General features: G+C 71.5%; 18 protein-coding genes. 6 read left to right on the top strand and 12 right to left on the bottom strand.

The window, feature by feature from the left end:
• Positions 1-21: 21 nt before the first annotated feature.
• Together JS756_RS30010 and JS756_RS30005 are read right to left on the bottom strand one after the other, a co-directional pair.
• Positions 22-360: a P-II family nitrogen regulator gene (locus tag JS756_RS30010; RefSeq protein WP_205386400.1), complete on the bottom strand. Its 339-nt coding sequence runs from the start codon at positions 358-360 to the stop codon at positions 22-24.
• On the bottom strand, positions 357-1,724 hold the full coding sequence (locus JS756_RS30005) for an ammonium transporter (RefSeq protein ID WP_438817356.1): 1,368 nt from the start codon (positions 1,722-1,724) through the stop codon (positions 357-359). The genes JS756_RS30010 and JS756_RS30005 overlap by 4 nt, the downstream gene beginning before the upstream one ends.
• Before the next feature lie 175 nt (positions 1,725-1,899).
• Between JS756_RS30005 and era the strand changes: the two genes are divergently transcribed.
• The gene (gene era, locus JS756_RS30000) at positions 1,900-2,886 is read left to right on the top strand and encodes a GTPase Era (RefSeq protein ID WP_205386399.1); all 987 of its coding nucleotides are present in this window, start codon (positions 1,900-1,902) and stop codon (positions 2,884-2,886) included.
• A gap of 130 nt (positions 2,887-3,016) precedes the next feature.
• On the opposite strand, the gene JS756_RS29995 is transcribed toward era, so the two are convergent.
• From JS756_RS29995 to JS756_RS29985, 3 genes are all read right to left on the bottom strand, one after another.
• Complete coding sequence (locus JS756_RS29995; protein ID WP_205386398.1) at positions 3,017-4,315, bottom strand: GH1 family beta-glucosidase; 1,299 nt, start codon at positions 4,313-4,315, stop codon at positions 3,017-3,019.
• 68 nt (positions 4,316-4,383) lie between these two features.
• Positions 4,384-4,650: a protealysin inhibitor emfourin gene (locus JS756_RS29990; RefSeq protein ID WP_205386397.1), complete on the bottom strand. Its 267-nt coding sequence runs from the start codon at positions 4,648-4,650 to the stop codon at positions 4,384-4,386.
• Positions 4,651-4,691: 41 nt separating this feature from the next.
• Positions 4,692-5,762 carry a M4 family metallopeptidase gene (locus JS756_RS29985; protein ID WP_205386396.1) on the bottom strand — a complete coding sequence of 357 codons (1,071 nt, stop codon included), beginning with the start codon at positions 5,760-5,762 and terminating at the stop codon, positions 4,692-4,694.
• Positions 5,763-6,080: 318 nt separating this feature from the next.
• Between JS756_RS29985 and leuA the strand changes: the two genes are divergently transcribed.
• Together leuA and JS756_RS29975 are read left to right on the top strand one after the other, a co-directional pair.
• The gene (gene leuA, locus JS756_RS29980) at positions 6,081-7,802 is read left to right on the top strand and encodes a 2-isopropylmalate synthase (protein ID WP_205386395.1); all 1,722 of its coding nucleotides are present in this window, start codon (positions 6,081-6,083) and stop codon (positions 7,800-7,802) included.
• Between the two features lie 222 nt (positions 7,803-8,024).
• Entirely contained in the window at positions 8,025-8,720 is a 696-nt protein-coding gene (locus JS756_RS29975; protein ID WP_205386394.1) for a tellurite resistance TerB family protein, read from the top strand.
• Positions 8,721-8,839: 119 nt separating this feature from the next.
• Here the strand turns inward: JS756_RS29975 and JS756_RS29970 are convergent, their stop codons facing one another.
• Complete coding sequence (locus JS756_RS29970; RefSeq protein ID WP_307791221.1) at positions 8,840-9,799, bottom strand: hypothetical protein; 960 nt, start codon at positions 9,797-9,799, stop codon at positions 8,840-8,842.
• Positions 9,796-10,332 (bottom strand): SigE family RNA polymerase sigma factor, encoded by a 537-nt coding sequence (locus tag JS756_RS29965; RefSeq protein ID WP_205386393.1) that lies wholly within the window; start codon positions 10,330-10,332, stop codon positions 9,796-9,798. The genes JS756_RS29970 and JS756_RS29965 overlap by 4 nt, the downstream gene beginning before the upstream one ends.
• 434 nt (positions 10,333-10,766) lie before the next feature.
• Here JS756_RS29965 and recO point away from each other — a divergent pair, with 434 nt between their 5' ends.
• Together recO and JS756_RS29955 are read left to right on the top strand one after the other, a co-directional pair.
• Positions 10,767-11,513: a DNA repair protein RecO gene (recO, locus tag JS756_RS29960; RefSeq protein WP_205386392.1), complete on the top strand. Its 747-nt coding sequence runs from the start codon at positions 10,767-10,769 to the stop codon at positions 11,511-11,513.
• A gap of 22 nt (positions 11,514-11,535) precedes the next feature.
• A complete protein-coding gene (locus JS756_RS29955; RefSeq protein WP_205386391.1) occupies positions 11,536-12,372 on the top strand; it encodes an isoprenyl transferase in 837 nt (278 codons plus the stop codon).
• A gap of 96 nt (positions 12,373-12,468) precedes the next feature.
• Here the strand turns inward: JS756_RS29955 and JS756_RS29950 are convergent, their stop codons facing one another.
• The 4 genes from JS756_RS29950 to JS756_RS29935 all read right to left on the bottom strand — a co-directional run bounded on the left by JS756_RS29950 (position 12,469) and on the right by JS756_RS29935 (position 15,659).
• Complete coding sequence (locus JS756_RS29950; protein ID WP_205386390.1) at positions 12,469-12,897, bottom strand: Fur family transcriptional regulator; 429 nt, start codon at positions 12,895-12,897, stop codon at positions 12,469-12,471.
• 61 nt (positions 12,898-12,958) lie between these two features.
• A complete protein-coding gene (locus tag JS756_RS29945; protein WP_205386389.1) occupies positions 12,959-13,861 on the bottom strand; it encodes a metal ABC transporter permease in 903 nt (300 codons plus the stop codon).
• Positions 13,861-14,661 carry a metal ABC transporter ATP-binding protein gene (locus JS756_RS29940; RefSeq protein WP_205386388.1) on the bottom strand — a complete coding sequence of 267 codons (801 nt, stop codon included), beginning with the start codon at positions 14,659-14,661 and terminating at the stop codon, positions 13,861-13,863. Before JS756_RS29940 ends, JS756_RS29945 begins: the two co-directional genes overlap by 1 nt.
• A gap of 38 nt (positions 14,662-14,699) precedes the next feature.
• A complete protein-coding gene (locus JS756_RS29935) occupies positions 14,700-15,659 on the bottom strand; it encodes a metal ABC transporter substrate-binding protein (protein WP_205386387.1) in 960 nt (319 codons plus the stop codon).
• A 162-nt stretch (positions 15,660-15,821) separates the two neighbouring features.
• On the opposite strand from JS756_RS29935, the gene JS756_RS29930 reads away from it, so the two are divergent.
• On the top strand, positions 15,822-17,204 hold the full coding sequence (locus JS756_RS29930) for a glycine--tRNA ligase (RefSeq protein WP_205386386.1): 1,383 nt from the start codon (positions 15,822-15,824) through the stop codon (positions 17,202-17,204).
• 357 nt (positions 17,205-17,561) lie between these two features.
• Here the strand turns inward: JS756_RS29930 and JS756_RS29925 are convergent, their stop codons facing one another.
• Positions 17,562-18,497, bottom strand: coding sequence for an FG-GAP repeat domain-containing protein (locus tag JS756_RS29925; RefSeq protein ID WP_307791218.1), 936 nt, complete (start codon positions 18,495-18,497; stop codon positions 17,562-17,564).
• Positions 18,498-18,565 lie beyond the last annotated feature (68 nt).

The raw sequence follows: 18,565 nt of genomic DNA, 5'->3' as shown, positions 1-18,565 counted from the left end.
GGACCCGAAGGGCGCGGCTCCTCAGAGGGCGTCGGGGCCGCGCTCGCCCGTCCGGACCCGGACGACCGTCTCGACCGGGAGGACCCACACCTTCCCGTCGCCGATCTTGCCGGTCTGCGCGGCCTTCACGACCGCGTCGACGACGTCGTCGGCCTGCGCGTCCTCCACGACGACCTCGATGCGCACCTTGGGCACCAGGTCCACCCGGTACTCGGCGCCGCGATACACCTCGGTGTGACCGCGCTGCCGGCCGTAGCCGCTGGCCTCGGTGACGGTCAGACCGTGCACGCCGAGCTCCTGGAGCGCCGTCTTCACCTCGTCGAGACGGTACGGCTTGACGATCGCGGTGATGAGCTTCATGCCGGGGTGTCGACCTTCCGGGTGGGGGCCTTCTGCGTGGAGGCGGGGGCGGAGGAGCTGACCGGGGCGCCGTGGCCCAGGACGCCGTGATCGTATGCCGTCTCGGCGTGCACCGTAAGGTCCAGGCCCGTCCGCTCCTCCTCCTCGCTCGCGCGAAAGCCCCACAGCTTGTCGATGAGCCTGCCGAGGCAGTAGGTGACGGCGAAGGCATGGACCGCCACCGCGGCCACCGCCACCAGCTGCTTGCCCAGCTGGGCGAGCCCGCCGCCGTAGAAGAGGCCCGCGGCGTGGCCGGTCATCGCCCTCTCGGCGAACAGGCCGATCAGCAGGGTGCCGATGACGCCGCCGACCAGGTGGACGCCGACGACGTCCAGGGAGTCGTCGTAGTTCAGTCTGAACTTCCAGCCCACCGCGTACGAGCAGACGACGCCGGCGGCCAGGCCCACGACCAGCGCGCCGAGCAGGGACACCGAGCCGCACGACGGGGTGATGGCCACCAGGCCCGCGACCGCGCCGGACGCCGCGCCGAGGGTGGTCGGATGACCGTCCCGCTTCTGCTCGACGAACAGCCAGCCGAGCAGGCCGGTGCAGCCGGCGGCCAGCGTGTTGAGGAACGCGGCTGCCGCGAGGCCGTTGGCGCCGAGGGCGGAGCCGGCGTTGAAGCCGAACCAGCCGAACCACAGCAGGCCCGCGCCCAGTACGACCATCGGCAGGTTGTGCGGGCGCATCGCGTCCTTCTTGAAGCCCAGGCGCGGGCCGAGGACGAGGCACAGGGCGAGTCCGGAGGCGCCGGAGGTGATCTCGACGGGCAGGCCGCCGGCGAAGTCCAGGGCACCGAGGGAGTCGAGGATCCAGCCGCCCGGCCCCCACACCCAGTGGGTCACCGGAACGTATACCAGCAGCGCCCAGACGGGGACGAAGACGACCCAGGCGCCGAACTTCGCGCGATCCGCGATCGCACCGCTGATCAGGGCCGCGGTGATGATCGCGAAGGTCAGCTGGAACGTGGCGAAGAGCACGGTGGGGACGCTGCCCTGCACGCTGTCCGGGCCCAGGCCCGCCATGCCCAGGTGGTCGAGCCCGCCGATGAGCCCGGCCGCCGCGTCGTCGCCGAAGGCGAGGGAGTAGCCGGCCGTGAGCCAGACCACGGTGACCAGGGCGATCGACACGAAGCTCATCATCAGCATGTTGAGGACGCTCTTCGTGCGGACCATGCCGCCGTAGAACAGGGCGAGCCCCGGGGTCATCAGAAGCACCAGCGCGGTGGCCGCCAGCAGCCAGGCGGTGTCGCCGGTGTCGGCGGCCGGGGCGCCCGCCTCTCGGGCGAGGACGAGGGTTTCGGGCAGTGCGGCGGTGAGGGGCACGTGCGTCTCCAACGGTCCGGGGGCTCGCAAGAGCGTCACCGGCCGGCGTTTCCGGCCGCGTACAGCTGTGTTTCCGTGACGTTTCGTTGCGGACGGGTTACCGGAACCTCACAGCGGGGGGGGCGGCGCGGTCCGTGGTGCGGCGCGGGCTCGGGGATCAGGGAGAATGGGCGGCATGAGCGTTCGTACCCAGTCATCCGAGCAGCCCGCCGAGGGCCGGGGCTCCTCCCGCGCCGTCGACGGTGCGGGGGAGCACCGCGCCGGCTTCGCCTGCTTCGTCGGTCGCCCCAACGCGGGCAAGTCCACCCTCACGAACGCTCTGGTCGGGCAGAAGGTGGCGATCACCTCCAACCGGCCGCAGACGACCCGGCACACCGTGCGGGGCATCGTGCACCGCCCGGACGCGCAGCTGATCCTGGTGGACACCCCGGGGCTGCACAAGCCGCGGACGCTGCTGGGCGAGCGTCTCAACGACGTCGTGCGCACCACGTGGGCCGAGGTGGACGTGATCGGCTTCTGCCTGCCCGCCGACCAGAAGATCGGGCCCGGCGACCGGTTCATCGCCAAGGAGCTCGCCGGGATCAAGAAGACCCCGAAGGTGGCCGTCGTCACCAAGACGGACCTGGTGGACCCCAAGGCGCTCGCCGAGCAGCTCATCGCGATCGACCAGCTCGGCAAGGAGCTGGGCGTCGAGTGGGCGGAGATCGTCCCGGTGTCGGCGGTCGGGGACAAGCAGGTGGAGCTGCTGGCCGACCTGCTGGTCCCGCTGCTGCCCGAGGGCCCGACGCTGTACCCCGAGGGCGATCTGACCGACGAGCCCGAGCAGGTCATGGTGGCCGAGCTGATCCGGGAGGCGGCGCTGGAGGGGGTGCGGGACGAGCTGCCGCACTCCATCGCGGTGGTCGTCGAGGAGATGCTGCCGCGGGAGGACCGCCCGGCGGACAAGCCCCTCCTGGACATCCACGCCAACGTCTACATCGAGCGCTCCAGCCAGAAGGGCATCATCATCGGCCCCAAGGGCAAGCGGCTGAAGGACGTCGGCATCAAGTCCCGCCGCCAGATCGAGGCGCTGCTCGGCACCCCCGTCTTCCTGGACCTCCATGTGAAGGTGGCCAAGGACTGGCAGCGGGACCCGAAGCAGCTGCGGAAGCTGGGCTTCTGACCGTCGGGCCGCGCCCGCGGCCGTCCGGCGCGCGGGCCTGCCTCCCTGGGCCGCACCCCCGCCCCCGCGCCGCGGGGCCGGGGCGGGGGCACGGCCCCGCGGGTCTCCGCCTGCCCCGGGCCGCACCTCCTCACGACTGGGCCCGCAGCACCTCCCGCAGCCAGGCGTACGACGCCTTGGGGGTGCGCTCCTGGGTGTCGTGGTCGACGTGCACGAGCCCGAAGCGCCGCGCGTATCCCTCCGCCCACTCGAAGTTGTCCAGCAGGGACCAGACGAAGTAGCCGCGCACCTCGACACCCGCCGCCATCGCCCGGTGCAGGGCGCGCAGGTGCCCGTCGAGGTAGGCGATGCGGTCCTGGTCGTCGATGCCCTCGCCGCTGCAACCGTTCTCGGTGATCACCACGGGCGGCAGCCGGTCGCCGTAGCGCTCCGCGAGGCCGGTGAGCAGTTCGGTCAGCGCCTCCGGTACCACCGGCCAGCCGAAGTCGGTGACCGGGATGTCCTCGATCTCCCGGACCGTGAAGGGGAGTTCGGCCGGCATCCGGACCCCGCCGAAGTCCGTCTCGGTGCCCTGCGGGGCGCCCACCCGTGTCGGTGCGTAGTAGTTGATGCCGTACCAGTCGATCGGCTCGGCGACGACCTCCAGGTCCGCCCGCACGTCGCCGGGCATCAGGTCGCCGATGCCCTCCGGGTACTCCCCGAGGATCAGCGGCTCGGCGAACAGGCGGTTGAGCAGGACGTCGTAGAAGGCCGCCGCCTCGACGTCCGCCCTCTCGCCGGACGCCGGCCAGGTCGGCCCGTGCGAGTTGGCGATCCCGATGTCCGCGGCTCCGGCGGCGCGCAGCGCCCGTACCGCCAGGCCGTGGGCCAGCAGCTGGTGGTGGGCGACCGGCAGGGCGTCGAACAGCAGGCGCCTCCCGGGTGCGTGCACGCCGAGGGCATGGCCCAGCAGGGTGTGCTCGGCGGGCTCGTTGAGGGTGATCCACTGCGGTACGCGGTCGTTGAGCCGGGCGGCCACCGCGGTCACGTGGTCCGCGAAGCGGGACGCGGTGTCCCGCTCCAGCCAGTCCAGGTCGGCGGGCAGCTCCCAGTGGAAGAGCGTCGGCACCGGGCGGACCCCCGCCGCGCACAGCTCGTCGACCAGGCGGTCGTAGAAGTCCAGGCCGCCTGGGGAGGCGGCCCGAGCCCAGGAGACGGAGAAGCGGTAGGCGTTCACGCCCAGGCCGGTGAGCAGGGCGACGTCCTCGCTGTAGCGGTGGAAGTGGTCGCAGGCGACGGCGGCCGTCGAGCCGTCCTTCACCCGGCCCGGCACGGCGGTGAAGACGTCCCACACGGACGGGGCGCGTCGGTCCGCGGCCCCTTCGATCTGGTGGGCCGAGGTCGACACGCCCCACAGGAAGCCGGGCGGGAACTGAGGCATCGGATCCATGCGCGGATCATCCGTACCCTCGGTAACCCGCGTCAACGCCCGTGCGTGAACACCCGTCGGGTGCCCGCCTACGCCCCTTCCCGGAGCACCCGGGAGATCAGTGCGCGCTGTTCCTCCGTCAGGTGCGGGTCGGCGGCGTACACCGTCCGCCCGTCCACCGTGATCTGGTAGCCGAAGCCGTCCGGTACCCCGGTCGGCGGCGTGCCCCGGCCGTCGGCGAGAGCCTTCTCGGCCAGGGCCTGCCACTCGGGGGCGTCGGGGCGGCCGGAGGTGTCCACCTCGGCGTACCGCTCGATGCCCGCGAACCCGCCCGTGCGCTTCACCTGAATCCGCATGGGTCCCTGTCTAGTACCGAACGGCGTCCGGCGCACCCCGCCTACAGCGCGCGCACCCCGACCTGCTCCCAGGCCTTGCGCACCGCCTCGTGCTCCTCTCCGCCGTCGCCGTAGGTCTCGCGCGCGGCCTTGAGGGTGAGCGTGGCGAAGTCGGCGAACATCGCCTGCGAGGGCAGTTCGCCGCCGGTGAGGACGTCGTACCAGATCCTGCCCGCTCGTTCCCAGGCGCGGCCGCCGAGCTGCGAGGCGACGAGGTAGAAGGCGTGGTTGGGGATGCCGGAGTTGATGTGGACGCCGCCGTTGTCGCGGCCGGTGCGCACATAGCCGTCCATGGTCGCGGGCTGCGGGTCCTTGCCGAGGACGTCGTCGTCGTACGCCGTGCCCGGCTCCTTCATCGAGCGCAGCGCCTTACCGGTGACGCGCGGGGCGAGCAGGCCGGCGCCGATGAGCCAGTCGGCCTCGGCGGCGGTCTGGCCCAGCGCGTACTGCTTGATGAGCGAGCCGAAGACGTCGGACATCGACTCGTTCAGCGCGCCCGGCTGGCCGTAGTACGTGAGGTTGGCGGTGTACTGGGTGACGCCGTGGGTCAGCTCGTGGCCGATGACGTCGATCGGCAGGGTGAAGTCGAGGAAGATCTCGCCGTCGCCGTCGCCGAAGACCATCTGCTCGCCGTTCCAGAAGGCGTTGTCGTAGCCCTCGTCGTAGTGGACCGTGGCGTCCAGGGGCAGCCCGTCGCCGTCGATGGAGTGGCGGCCGTAGGCCGTGAGGAAGAGGTCGAACGTGGCGCCGAGGCCGGCGTAGGCCCGGTTGACCGTGGCGTCCCGGCCGGGCTCGTCGCCCTCGCCACGGACCTTGGTGCCGGGCAGCTCCGTGCGGTGCTCGGCGTCGTAGACCGTGCGCAGCGGACGGTCGGACGGCGCCTTCGCGGCCGGTGCGGCGGCGAGGGTGAACTCGGCGGTGACGCGACGCCGGCCGCGCAGCTCGCTGTCGCGCATCAGGGTCCGCCGGGCGGGACCGGAGAGTGCGGTGTCGTCGTGCCGGGCCAGCCTGTCGAGGACATGCGGCGGGACGACGGTGCAGAAGACGGGCTCGAAGCCCCCGTGAGTCGTCATGCCGGGAACCTTTGCACTGCGTGACGATGCTGTCACTACCTGGCACCATGATTGGTGAAATACCGGGACAGTGGGCGCCACGCTCCGTGATGGTGTGGTATTGCGCACCTTTTGTCCGGTATGGGCGGCCGGTCCCGCATACTGATACAGCCCCCCGCGCCCGGGACGGCTCGGCTAGCATGCGGAGCATCATGCGTTTCGGGCTGCTTCTTCTTAGCTGCCGCGGCGAGGGCCTGTAGTCGAGGCCGACTCCCTCCCCGCGGAGCTTGGCGTTGCGTCGTCGGCCGTCCACCCGGACACCTGAGGAGCCTTCGCACCATGGCGAACCGCCAGCAGCCCAGCCCGATGCCGGTCCACAAGTACGGTCGCTACGAGCAGGTCGACATCCCCGAGCGCACCTGGCCGAACCGGCGGGTCACCGCAGCCCCCCGCTGGCTGTCGACCGACCTGCGCGACGGCAACCAGGCGCTGATCGACCCGATGTCCCCCGAGCGCAAGCGCAGGATGTTCGACCAGCTGGTCAAGATGGGCTACAAGGAGATCGAGGTCGGCTTCCCCGCCTCCGGCCAGACCGACTTCGACTTCGTGCGCTCCATCGTCGAGGAGGAGGGCGCGATCCCCGAGGACGTGACGATCTCCGTCCTCACCCAGGCCCGCGAGGACCTGATCGAGCGGACCGTGGAGTCCCTGAAGGGCGCCCGCCGCGCCACCGTCCACCTGTACAACGCCACCGCGCCGGTCTTCCGCCGGGTGGTCTTCCGCGGCTCCAAGGACGACATCAAGCAGATCGCCGTCGACGGCACGCGCCTGGTGATGGAGTACGCCGAGAAGCTGCTGGGACCGGAAACGGAGTTCGGCTACCAGTACTCGCCGGAGATCTTCACCGACACCGAGCTGGACTTCGCCCTGGAGGTCTGCGAGGCGGTCATGGACGTCTACCAGCCCGGTCCGGGCCGCGAGATCATCCTCAACCTGCCCGCCACCGTGGAGCGTTCGACGCCGTCCACGCACGCGGACCGCTTCGAGTGGATGCACCGCAACCTCTCCCGCCGCGAGTACGTCTGCCTGTCCGTGCACCCGCACAACGACCGCGGGACGGCCGTCGCCGCCGCCGAGCTGGCGCTGATGGCCGGCGCCGACCGCATCGAGGGCTGCCTGTTCGGGCAGGGCGAGCGCACCGGCAACGTCGACCTGGTCACCCTGGGCATGAACCTGTTCTCGCAGGGCGTCGACCCGCAGATCGACTTCTCCGACATCGACGAGATCCGCCGGACGTGGGAGTACTGCAACCAGATGGAGGTCCACCCGCGCCACCCGTACGTGGGCGACCTGGTCTACACGTCCTTCTCCGGCTCCCACCAGGACGCCATCAAGAAGGGCTTCGACGCCATGGAGGCCGAGGCGAAGGCCAAGGGCGTCACCGTCGACGACATCGAGTGGGCCGTCCCGTACCTGCCCATCGACCCCAAGGACGTCGGCCGCTCCTACGAGGCCGTCATCCGCGTCAACTCCCAGTCCGGCAAGGGCGGCATCTCCTACGTCCTGAAGAACGACCACAAGCTGGACCTGCCGCGCCGGATGCAGATCGAGTTCTCCCGGATCATCCAGGCGAAGACGGACGCCGAGGGCGGCGAGATCACGCCGAAGGAGATCTGGGCGGTCTTCCAGGACGAGTACCTGCCCAACCCGGACAACCCGTGGGGCCGCATCCAGGTGAGGACGGGTCAGTCCACCACCGACACCGACGGTGTGGACACCCTCACCGTCGAGGCCACCGTCGACGGCGAGGACACCGTCCTGACCGGCTCCGGCAACGGACCGATCTCGGCCTTCTTCGACGCGCTGGAGTCCATCGGCGTCGACGTACGGCTGCTGGACTACCAGGAGCACACGATGAGCGAGGGCGCCTCCGCGCTCGCCGCCTCCTACATCGAGTGCGTCGTCGACGACAAGGTGCTGTGGGGCATCGGCATCGACGCCAACACCACGCGTGCCTCGCTGAAGGCGGTCGTCTCCGCCGTCAACCGCGCGGCCCGCTGACCCGCGCCGACCCGGCGTCTTCCTGCCCCGGCCGCCGTTTCCGGCGGCCGGGGCACCCTCGTTCGGGGCGCCCCGAGGCGCCGGCCGGAGCGCCGTATCTCGGCCAGTCGGCACCACAGGTCACGAAAAGGTCTCGTCCGGGGTACTGACTCGTCCTCGTGGATGTGGCTAACATCACGCAAGCGCGGCGATGTTGCCGCCACGTTTCGCGGGAGGTGCGACGTGCTGCCAGGACGGGGACGAAACGGCCGTGCCGCCGGGCTTTCGCGCATCCTGGGCACCCGTACCGCATGGACACCCATGGGCGACGGCGAGTTCTTCTGTCCGGGCTGCGGAGGCGACCGCAACTACCAGCGGCTCACCGGGCGCCGGCGCCTCACCTTCCTGGGGGTACCCGTACTCCCGCGCGGTGAGACCGGCCCGGTCGTCGAGTGCGCCTCCTGCTGCCGCCACTTCAGGCCCGACGCCCTGGACCACCCCACCACCACCCGCTTCTCCGCCATGCTCCGCGACGCCGTCCACACCGTCGCCCTCGCTGTCCTCGCCGCGGGCGGCACCTGCTCGCCCGCGGCCCTGGAGGCCGCCGCGAGCGCGGTCCGCGCCGCCGGCTTCGGCGACTGCACCCGCCGGCAGCTGGCCGCGCTCGTCGAGGCACTGGCCGAGGACACCGGCCGGGTCCTCGGATCCTCCTGCGGCGCCGGGCTGGCCATAGAGCTCCACGAGGCCCTCGACCCGCTCGCCCCGCACCTCGCCCCCGTCGGCCGCGAATCGATCCTGCTGCAGGGGGCCCGCATCGCCCTCGCCGACGGTCCCTACACCCCCGCCGAACGCGAGGTCCTCGCCACCGTCGGCACCGCCCTCACCATCCGCGCCGACGACGTCCCCCGCCTGCTGGAAGCGGCGCGGACCCCGTCGTAGCCGTCCGCCGGCCGCCCGTGGGGGGACTCCGGCAGTCACCGCCGGTCCGGGCGCCCCGCCCCACCCACCCCCGTCGGGTGGGGACGACGCGCCCGTGATCGGCCTGCTCCGACGGCCCGTCAGGGGAGGGTCTTCTCGTAGCTCTTGTCCAGGTCGGAGTCGTAGACGAGCTTGCCCGCCGCGTCGAAGCCCTTGACGTGCGGGGCCCGGGTGACCTGCCGGCCGAGCGTGCCGGACGCCACGAACCAGCCGTGGTCGAGCGCGGCCTCGCTGCTGCTGTCGCCGTAGTCGACCGTCACCTTGGCCACCGACGGTTGCACCGTGCCGATGAGCCCCCAGCGGAACGGCAGCTTCCAATGCCCGTTGTCCAGCACGGACTGCTGGTAGAGCTTGCCGCTGTTGATGTCGGCGGAGACCGGCTGGCCGGTGTCGTCGCGCGTGCCGCCGACACTGGCGTTCAGACCCTGCGCCCGGCCGTCCCGGATGTTGCAGATCAGCCGGGTCAGCCGCGGCTGCTCCTTCACGGCGACGACGAAGAAGCCGTCGCCCGGGGCGTTGGAGTCGCCGGTGCTGTGCATCGCCAGGATGATCCGGTAGTCGGACGCCGTGCCGAGGCCGCCGTCCTTGCGGGCCGGGCTGTCCTCGCGCAGGTCCTTCTTGGACTCCTCGTCGTAGTCCAGGCACTGCTGCAGCCCGTGCGCGGCCTGCGCGAAGCCGATCCCGTCCAGCAGCTGCCCGTCGGTGGTGGGCCGCGCGGGCCCGGTCGGCGACGGGGACGCCGCCGGGGAGGTGGCCGGCGACGCGGAGGTCGCCGTGTCCTGCGGCGCGCCGGCCGTGGGCCGGGGGGCGGCGGTGTCCGAGCCGCCCCGGTCCGTACCGCCCAGCGCGTACGCCCCCACCGGCAGCGCGCCGAGGGCGACGATCGCCGCACCCGCGATCGCCACGCGACGCCTGCGCTCGGAGGCGCCCTGCCGCCGGATCGCCGGATACGGGACCGGCGACGGCTGGATCGTGTAGGCGTCCTCGGCGAGCAGATCGCGCATCTGCTCCTCCATGTCCCGCTCGTGCTCCCCGCTCACCTCGTGCCTCCCTGCCCGCTCGCCACGGTCCCGCCGGCCAACTGGACGAGCCCCGGATACGTACGCAACTTCGCCAGCCCCTTCGACGCCTGGCTCTTCACCGTCCCCGGCGAGCAGCCGAGCACCCCGGCCACCTCCGCCTCGGACAGGTCCTCCCAGTACCGCATCACCACCACGGCCCGCTGCCTCGGCGGCAGCCCGGCCAGTGCCGTCATCAGCGCACTGCGCTCGGCGGCCCACGAGGTCGCCTCCTCGCTCCCCGCCCTGTCCGGTGGGGCCGCGGTCAGTGACTCCTGGACCCGCCGCTTGCGGAAGCGGTCGCTGTTGCAGCTGACCAGCATCCGGCGCACGTACGCCTCCGGGTTGTCGGCGCGCGCCACGCGCCGCCACGACCGGTACGCCTTCGCCAGCGCCGTCTGCGTGAGATCCTCGGCGTGGTGGGCGTCCCCCGTGAGCAGATAGGCGGTCCGCACCAGGTGCGACCAGCGCGCCCGGACGAATTCCTGGAATCGATTCTCCAGTTCGGCCTGCATCAAGAACCCTCCTCGCCCTCCAGACCACCGGTCGCGCCGATTCGGTTGCCCGGGTCGCCGGGCCGATTCCGGACGAGCCGCGTGCGGGCCGACGGCCCCGGGAGACACCCCGAGACATCCCCTGGACGCCCCGAGACCCCTCGGGAGACGGCCACGCGCGCGGTCCACCGCGCGGTCCTCGGCGCCCACCCGCGCGAGCCCCACGACGCGATGCCGCCTCCGTCTCAGGTGCAAGCGCAAGCGCAGGCGCCGGTGCCGCGGCCCGCCCCGGCACGCCGGGGCGCTCCTGGGGAACCGGCGCGCGGGCATCCGCCGCACACCTCCGGTCGGCACCCCGCACCGAGAGGAAGGCGTCCGTGGGGGACGAAACCTGCATACCGTCCCCTTTCGCCCGGTCGGGCAGGGGAGGGGGTGCGGTACGGGAGAATGGGGTCATGAGTCTGTTCCGCGACGACGGCATCGTGCTGCGCACCCAGAAGCTGGGTGAGGCGGACCGGATCATCACGCTGCTCACACGCGGGCACGGGCGGGTGCGTGCCGTGGCCCGGGGGGTGCGGCGCACCAAGTCCAAGTTCGGGGCGCGGCTGGAGCCGTTCTCCCACGTCGACGTGCAGTTCTTCGCGCGGGGCAGCGAGTTGGTCGGGCGCGGGCTGCCGCTGTGCACGCAGAGCGAGACCATCGCTCCCTACGGTGGCGGGATCGTGGCGGACTACGCGCGGTACACCGCCGGGACGGCCATGCTGGAGACCGCCGAGCGGTTCACCGACCACGAGGGGGAGCCCGCGGTCCAGCAGTACCTGCTGCTCGTGGGCGGTCTGCGCACCCTCTCCCGCGGGGAGCACGCGCCGCACCTCGTGCTCGACGCGTTCCTGCTGAGGTCGCTGGCGGTCAACGGGTACGCGCCCAGCTTCAGCGGCTGCGCGAAGTGCGGGATGCCCGGACCCAACCGGTTCTTCTCGGTGGCCTCGGGAGGCTCGCTGTGCGTGGACTGCCGGGTGCCCGGTAGCGTCGTACCGTCACCGCAGACGCTCGAACTGCTCGGCGCACTGCTCACGGGTGACTGGGAGACCGCGGACGCGTGCGAGTCGCGGTACGTCAGGGAGGGGAGCGGACTGGTGTCCGCGTACCTGCACTGGCATCTGGAGCGCGGGCTGCGGTCGCTTCGGTACGTGGAGAAGTAAGGGACGAGGGAGACGAAACGACATGGTCGTACGCCAGTTCCTGGGGCTGCAGCGCCGGGACTACAGGACGCCGGAGCCGCACCCGTCCGGTGCGCGGGCGCCGAAGCTCCCCGGTGAGCTGGTCCCGAACCACGTGGCGATCGTCATGGACGGCAACGGCCGCTGGGCCAAGGAGCGCGGTCTGCCGCGCACCGAGGGGCACAAGGTCGGCGCCGAGCGCGTGCTGGACGTGCTGCAGGGCGCGATCGAGATCGGCGTCGGCGCGATCTCGCTCTACGCCTTCTCCACCGAGAACTGGAAGCGGTCCCCGGACGAGGTGCGCTTCCTGATGAACTTCAACCGCGACTTCATCCGCAAGACCCGCGACCAGCTCGACCAGCTCGGCATCCGGGTGCGCTGGGTGGGCCGCATGCCCAAGCTGTGGAAGTCGGTCGCCAAGGAACTGCAGATCGCGCAGGAGCAGACCAAGGGCAACGACCGGCTCACGCTGTACTTCTGCATGAACTACGGCGGGCGCGCGGAGATCGCCGACGCGGCACAGGCGCTCGCGGAGGACGTGAAGGCCGGGCGCCTGGACCCCTCCAAGGTCAACGAGAAGACGTTCGCGAAGTACCTCTACTACCCGGACATGCCGGACGTCGACCTGTTCCTGCGGCCGAGCGGCGAGCAGCGCACCTCCAACTATCTGCTGTGGCAGAGCGCCTACGCCGAGATGGTGTTCCAGGACGTCCTGTGGCCCGACTTCGACCGCCGCGACCTGTGGCGGGCGTGCGTGGAGTTCGCCTCGCGGGACCGGCGGTTCGGTGGGGCGATCCCCAACGAGGAACTGCTGGCGATGGAGGGCGGACCCAGCACCTGAGCCGTTCGCCCGACGGCGCGGTTCCGGCCGCGCGGCCGGGGCCGGCAGTGCGGCCCGGCGGTTCGGCCCGCCGGGCGTCCGCCGTTGTCCGGCGGTTCAGTCCCGGCGGGCCTCCGCGCAGTTCGCGCAGTCCGCGCAGGTGCCGAAGATCTCCACGGTGTGGGCCACGTTGACGTACCCGTGCTCCGCCGCGATGGCCTCCGCCCACTTCTCCACCGCCGGGCCCTCGACCTCGACGGCCTTGCCGCAGCCGCGGCAGACCAGGTGGTGGTGGTGCTCGCCGGTGGAGCAGCGGCGGTAGACGGACTCGCCCTCGGAGGTGCGCAGGACGTCGACCTCGCCGGCCTCGGCGAGGGACTGCAGCGTGCGGTAGACCGTCGTCAGACCGACCGAGTCGCCCTTGTGCTTGAGCATGTCGTGGAGATCCTGCGCACTGCGGAACTCGTCGACCTCGTCGAGGGCTGCCGCCACGGCGGCACGCTGCCGGGTGGCGCGGCCCTTCACGGGCGGTCCAGCGGTCGTCACCGGTTGCCTCCTCACACGTCTGCGCCTGCCGGGCCATTGTGCCAGTCCGGCTCGGGCCGGGTCAGGCGCCGACCTCGTCGCCCGCGCTCCGGGTGGCCGGAATCGCGCACTCCGCCGGTTCCCGCGCAGGCTGTGCGGCGGATGCGGCCCGGGCGCGGCGGCGCGCCAGCGGGGCGGCGAGTGCGGTGAGGGCGATGAACGCGGCGATCGTCAGCAGCACGATCGTCGCGCCGGGCGGCACGTCCTGGTAGTACGAGGTGACGGTGCCGCCGATGGTCACCGTGACGCCGAGGGCCACGGCGATGACGAAGGTCGCGGCGAAGCTGCGTGTGAGCTGCTGGGCCGCGGCGACCGGGACCACCATCAGCGCGGACACCAGGATCAGTCCGACGACCCGCATGGCCACGGTGACGGTGACGGCCGCGGTGACCGCGACGAGCAGGTTCAGCGCCCGCACCGGCAGACCGGTGACCCGGGCGAACTCCTCGTCCTGGCTGACCGCGAACAGCTGCCGCCGCAGCCCCAGGGTGACCACGATCACGAACGCGGCCAGGATCGAGATGGCCGTCACGTCCGAGGGCGAGACCGTGGACAGCGAGCCGAACAGGTACGAACTGAGGTTGGCGTTGGACCCGCCCGGCGTGAGGTTGACCAGCATCACGCCGCCGGCCATGCCGCCGTAGAAGAGCATGGCGAGGGCGATGTCGCCGCGGGTCCTGCCGTACCAGCGGATCAGCTCCATGAGGACGGCGCCGAGCGCGGAGACGGCGGTCGCCATCCACACCGGCGAGGTGTTCAGCAGGAAGCCGAGGCCGACGCCGGTCATGGCGACGTGGCCGATGCCGTCGCCCATGAGCGGCTGGCGGCGCTGCACCAGGTAGATGCCGATCGCGGGGGCGGTCACGCCGACCAGGACGGCGGCCAGCAGCGCCCGCTGCATGAAGGCGTAGTCGAGGAGTTCCATCAGCTCAGCAGTCCCGTGCGGAGGGGTTCGGCGCCGGTCGGCGCGTGCGGGTGGACATGGTCGTGGCCGGGCAGCGCGTGCTGGCCGACGGCCTTCGGCGGCGGGCCGTCGTGCACGACGCAGCCGTCGCGCAGGACCACCGCGCGGTCGATCAGCGGCTCCAGCGGGCCCAGTTCGTGCAGGACGAGCAGGACGGTCGCGCCTGCGTCGACCTGCTCGCGCAGCGTCCGGGCGAGCACCTCCTGGCTGGCCAGGTCGACGCCGGCCATCGGCTCGTCCATGATCAGCAGTTCGGGTTCGGCGGCGAGCGCGCGGGCGATGAGCACGCGCTGGTGCTGGCCGCCGGACAGGGCGTCGACCGGATCCCTCGCCCGGTCCGTCATGTCGACCAGTTCCAGGGCGCGCCGGACCGCGTCCTGGTCGGCCCTGCGGAACAGGCCGAACCGCGTGCGCGACAGGCGGCCCGAGGAGACGATCTCGGTCACCGTCGCCGGGACGCCGCCGGACGCGGTCGTGCGCTGCGGGACGTAGCCCACGCGCGACCAGTCGCGGAAGCGGTGCCGCGGGGTGCCGAACAGGTCGATCTCGCCGGCGCTCACCGGCACCTGGCCGATGATGCTGCGCACGGCCGTGGACTTGCCGGAGCCGTTCGCGCCGAGCAGCGCGACGACCTCGCCGCGGGCGACGGTGAGGTCGATGCCGCGCAGCACGGGGCGCGAGCCCAGTTCGGCGCGGACGCCGTGCAGGCGTATGACGGGCTCGCTCACGCGGTCCTCCGTGTCGTCGGTGTCGTGTGTCATCCCTGTGCTCCGCACGCTCCCCGTGCTCACGTCGAAGGTCACTCGGCGCCCAGGGCGGTCCGCAGGGCCCTGAGGTTGGCCCGCATGACCGCGATGTAGTCGTCGCCGCGGGACGCCTCGGTGATGCCTTCGATCGGGTCGAGGACGTCGGTCCTCAGGTCCGTGTCCGCGGCGAGGGTCCGGGCGGTCTTGTCGCTGACGAGGGTCTCGTAGAAGACGGTGGAGACACCGTCGGCCTTCGCCATGCGCTCCAGGTCCTTCACCCGCGCGGCACTCGGCTCGGACTCGGGGTCGAGGCCGGAGATGGCCTCCTCGGTGAGGCCGTAGCGCTCGGCGAGGTAGCCGAAGGCGGCGTGGGTGGTGACGAAGACCTTGGTGCGGGTGTTCGCCAGGCCGGTCCGGAAGCTCGTGTCGAGGTCGGCCAGCTTCCGCAGCAGCAGGGAGGTGTTCTTCCGGTAGTCGGCCGCGTGGCCGGGGTCGGCCTTCTCGAAGGCGCTGCCGACGCCCTTGGCGACCTCCGCGTACTTCACCGGGTCGAGCCAGATGTGCGGGTCCTCGCGGCCCTCTTCGCCGCCGTGCTCGTGGGCGTGCGCGGTGGCGTGGCCGCCGACCTCGTTGCCGTGCTGCTCCAGGGACGTCAGGGTCGTGGCGTCGATCTTCGTGCCGGTGCCGGACTGGGCGACGGCCTTGTCGACGGCGGGCTGCAGGCCCCGCAGATAGAGGACGGCGTCGGCCTTCTCCAGCTGCACGATCTGCCGGGCGCTGATCTCCAGGTCGTGCGGCTCCTGGCCGGGTTCGGTGAGGCTGGTGACGTGCACGTGGCTGCCGCCGATCTGCTCGGCGAGGTAGGCCATCGGGTAGAACGACGCGACGACGTCGAACGTGCCCGCGGTGCCGGCTGCCGCGCTGTCGGTCGAGCAGCCGGTGAGGGTGGTCGCGCCGAGGGCGGCGACCGCGGTGGTGGCCAGCGCGGGTATGAGGCGTCGTCGTACGTTCATGACACTCATTTTCAACGAAATTGGAAACCGTTGTCAACAAGCGTCGGAGGTGGTCCGCTTCGCAGGGGCGATTTGGTCGAGGGGGAGCCTGCGCCGGTACGCTGAAGCATTCGCTCTGAAGCGTCTCGCTTCAACGCCCGTCGTCGTAATGAAGAGAGCACCGTGGCCGCCGACAAGATCGACACCATCGTCAGCCTGAGCAAGCGCCGTGGCTTCGTATTCCCCTGCAGTGAGATCTACGGCGGACAGCGTGCCGCCTGGGACTACGGGCCTCTGGGTGTCGAGCTCAAGGAGAACATCAAGCGCCAGTGGTGGCGCTACATGGTGACGTCGCGCGAGGACGTCGTCGGTATCGACTCGTCCGTCATTCTGGCCCCCGAGGTCTGGGTCGCCTCCGGCCATGTCGCCACCTTCACCGACCCCCTCACCGAGTGCACCTCCTGCCACAAGCGGTTCCGCGCGGACCACCTGGAGGAGGCCTACGAGGAGAAGAAGGGTCGCGCCCCCGAGAACGGCCTGGCCGACATCAACTGCCCCAACTGCGGCAACAAGGGCCAGTTCACCGAGCCCAAGCAGTTCTCCGGCCTGCTCTCCACCCACCTCGGCCCGACCCAGGACTCCGGCTCCATCGCCTACCTGCGGCCCGAGACCGCGCAGGGCATCTTCACCAACTTCGCCCAGGTGCAGACCACTTCGCGCCGCAAGCCGCCGTTCGGCATCGCGCAGATGGGCAAGTCGTTCCGCAACGAGATCACGCCGGGCAACTTCATCTTCCGGACCCGCGAGTTCGAGCAGATGGAGATGGAGTTCTTCGTCAAGCCCGGCGAGGACGAGACGTGGCACGAGTACTGGATGGAGCAGCGCTGGAACTGGTACACGGACCTCGGCCTGCGCACGGAGAACATGCGGTGGTACGACCACCCGAAGGAGAAGCTCTCCCACTACTCCAAGCGCACCGCCGACATCGAGTACCGCTTCCAGTTCGGCGGCAGCGAGTGGGGCGAGCTGGAGGGTGTCGCCAACCGCACCGACTACGACCTCTCCTCCCACGCCAAGTCCTCCGGCCAGGACCTGTCCTACTTCGACCAGGAGGCCGGCGAGCGCTGGACTCCGTACGTCATCGAGCCCGCGGCGGGCGTCGGCCGCACCATGCTGGCCTTCCTCCTCGACGCCTACGTCGAGGACGAGGCGCCCAACGCCAAGGGCAAGATGGAGAAGCGCACCGTGCTGCGCCTGGACCACCGCCTGGCCCCGGTGAAGGTCGCGGTGCTGCCGCTGTCCCGCAACCCGGAGCTGTCGCCGAAGGCCAAGGGCCTCGCGCAGGCGCTGCGCCAGCACTGGAACATCGAGTTCGACGACGCCGGCGCCATCGGCCGCCGCTACCGCCGCCAGGACGAGATCGGCACGCCGTACTGCGTCACCGTCGACTTCGACACCCTCGACGACAACGCCGTGACCGTGCGTGAGCGCGACTCGATGAAGCAGGAGCGGGTCTCGCTGGACCAGATCGAGGCCTACCTGGCCGGGCGCCTGATCGGCGCCTGAGCGCTCCGCTGGAAGCGCCGCGGCACGACGTCGGTCGACCGCGGCGCCGTCGCGGCCGATCGCGCGGTTTCCCGGGCCCCTTGGGGGCGCTGACGAACCGCGGTGGACCTCGCCCGACCTGCCGCATGCCCGCCCGTCGGCCCTCGTTACGGGATCCGCTGTGATCCCGGACCGAGGGCCGCGGTGTGTCCGGGGCGGTCCCGCGGCCCGCACCCTCGTCCGCGCGCGCTGCCCCGGCCCGCGCGCTCCAGATGGCGCCGACGCGACCGGGCCGCCCCTGCGGAACGCGGACGGGCCGCCCCCCTGTGCAGGGGAGCGGCCCGTCCCGGTGTTCTCCGGGTGGCGGAGTCCGGGGGATCAGAACAGCAGGCGGTAGGTGTTCCAGCCGCCGCTGCCGATCTTCACGCGGGACTGGAACGGGGCCGCGGCGTTGCCGGTGCCCTTGTACAGCCACAGCGCGCCGTCCTTGTCGCGGGCGACGAGGTCGGTGATGCCGTCGATGTCGATGTCACCGACCGACACGATCTCGTTGTAGATCCACCAGCCACCGCCGATGCGGGTGCGGGACTCGAACGGCGCCTTGTAGTCGCCGGTGCCCTTGTAGAGCCACAGCACGCCGGACGTGTCCTCGGCGACGATGTCGTCCTTGCCGTCGCCGGTGAGGTCGCCCTTGCCCGCGATGCGGTTGTAGATGTTCCAGCCGCCGCCGACCCGGTAGCGGCTGGTCACCTTGCCGTTGCCGTACCCGAGGTACAGCCACAGCACGCCGTCGCCGTCGCGGGCGATCAGGTCGTCCGCGGCGGCGCCGCCGAGGTTGCCGGCCGAGAGCAGGCGGTTGTAGATGTTCCAGCCGTGGCCCACCTGCACGGCGTCGGTGTCCGCGTCGAGCCAGCTGTACAGGTTGCCGTTGGTGACGTGCCAGATTCCGTCGGCGAAGCCGTCGTTGTCGTGGTCGACCTGCGTGATGAAGCGGGCGTACTTCCAGCCGTAGCCCACGTTCTCGCGGGCCGTGAGGCCGCCCTTGCCGTCCAGGCCGTAGCCCCACATGTCGCCGTTGTTGTCGACCCCGTACAGCGGGTTGACCTGGGCGTCCTCGGCGGTGGCCGCGGTGGTGGACGTGCTGAACCGCTCGGGGCCGGACGTCTTGCCCTGGGTGCCGAGGGGGTTGAAGGAGGGCCCGGTGCCGTCGGCGGCGAAGGCGCTGGTCGCGGTCGCCGCGAGAGCGGCGGTCAGCGCCGCAGCCGTGACGCGCGCCAGCGTCTGACGCACGTTCGTGCCGGAGCTTTTGGCCACGTGTGTCTCCAGATCGTTCGAAGAACGGATCGAGGGCCGGAGGTGTCCGGCCCTCAAGATCCACTGAT

The sequence above is a fragment of the Streptomyces actuosus genome (assembly GCF_016921115.1).
GTDB classification, from domain to species: Bacteria; Actinomycetota; Actinomycetes; order Streptomycetales; family Streptomycetaceae; genus Streptomyces; species Streptomyces actuosus_A.
This window is presented reverse-complemented; position numbering and strand designations above follow the sequence as displayed.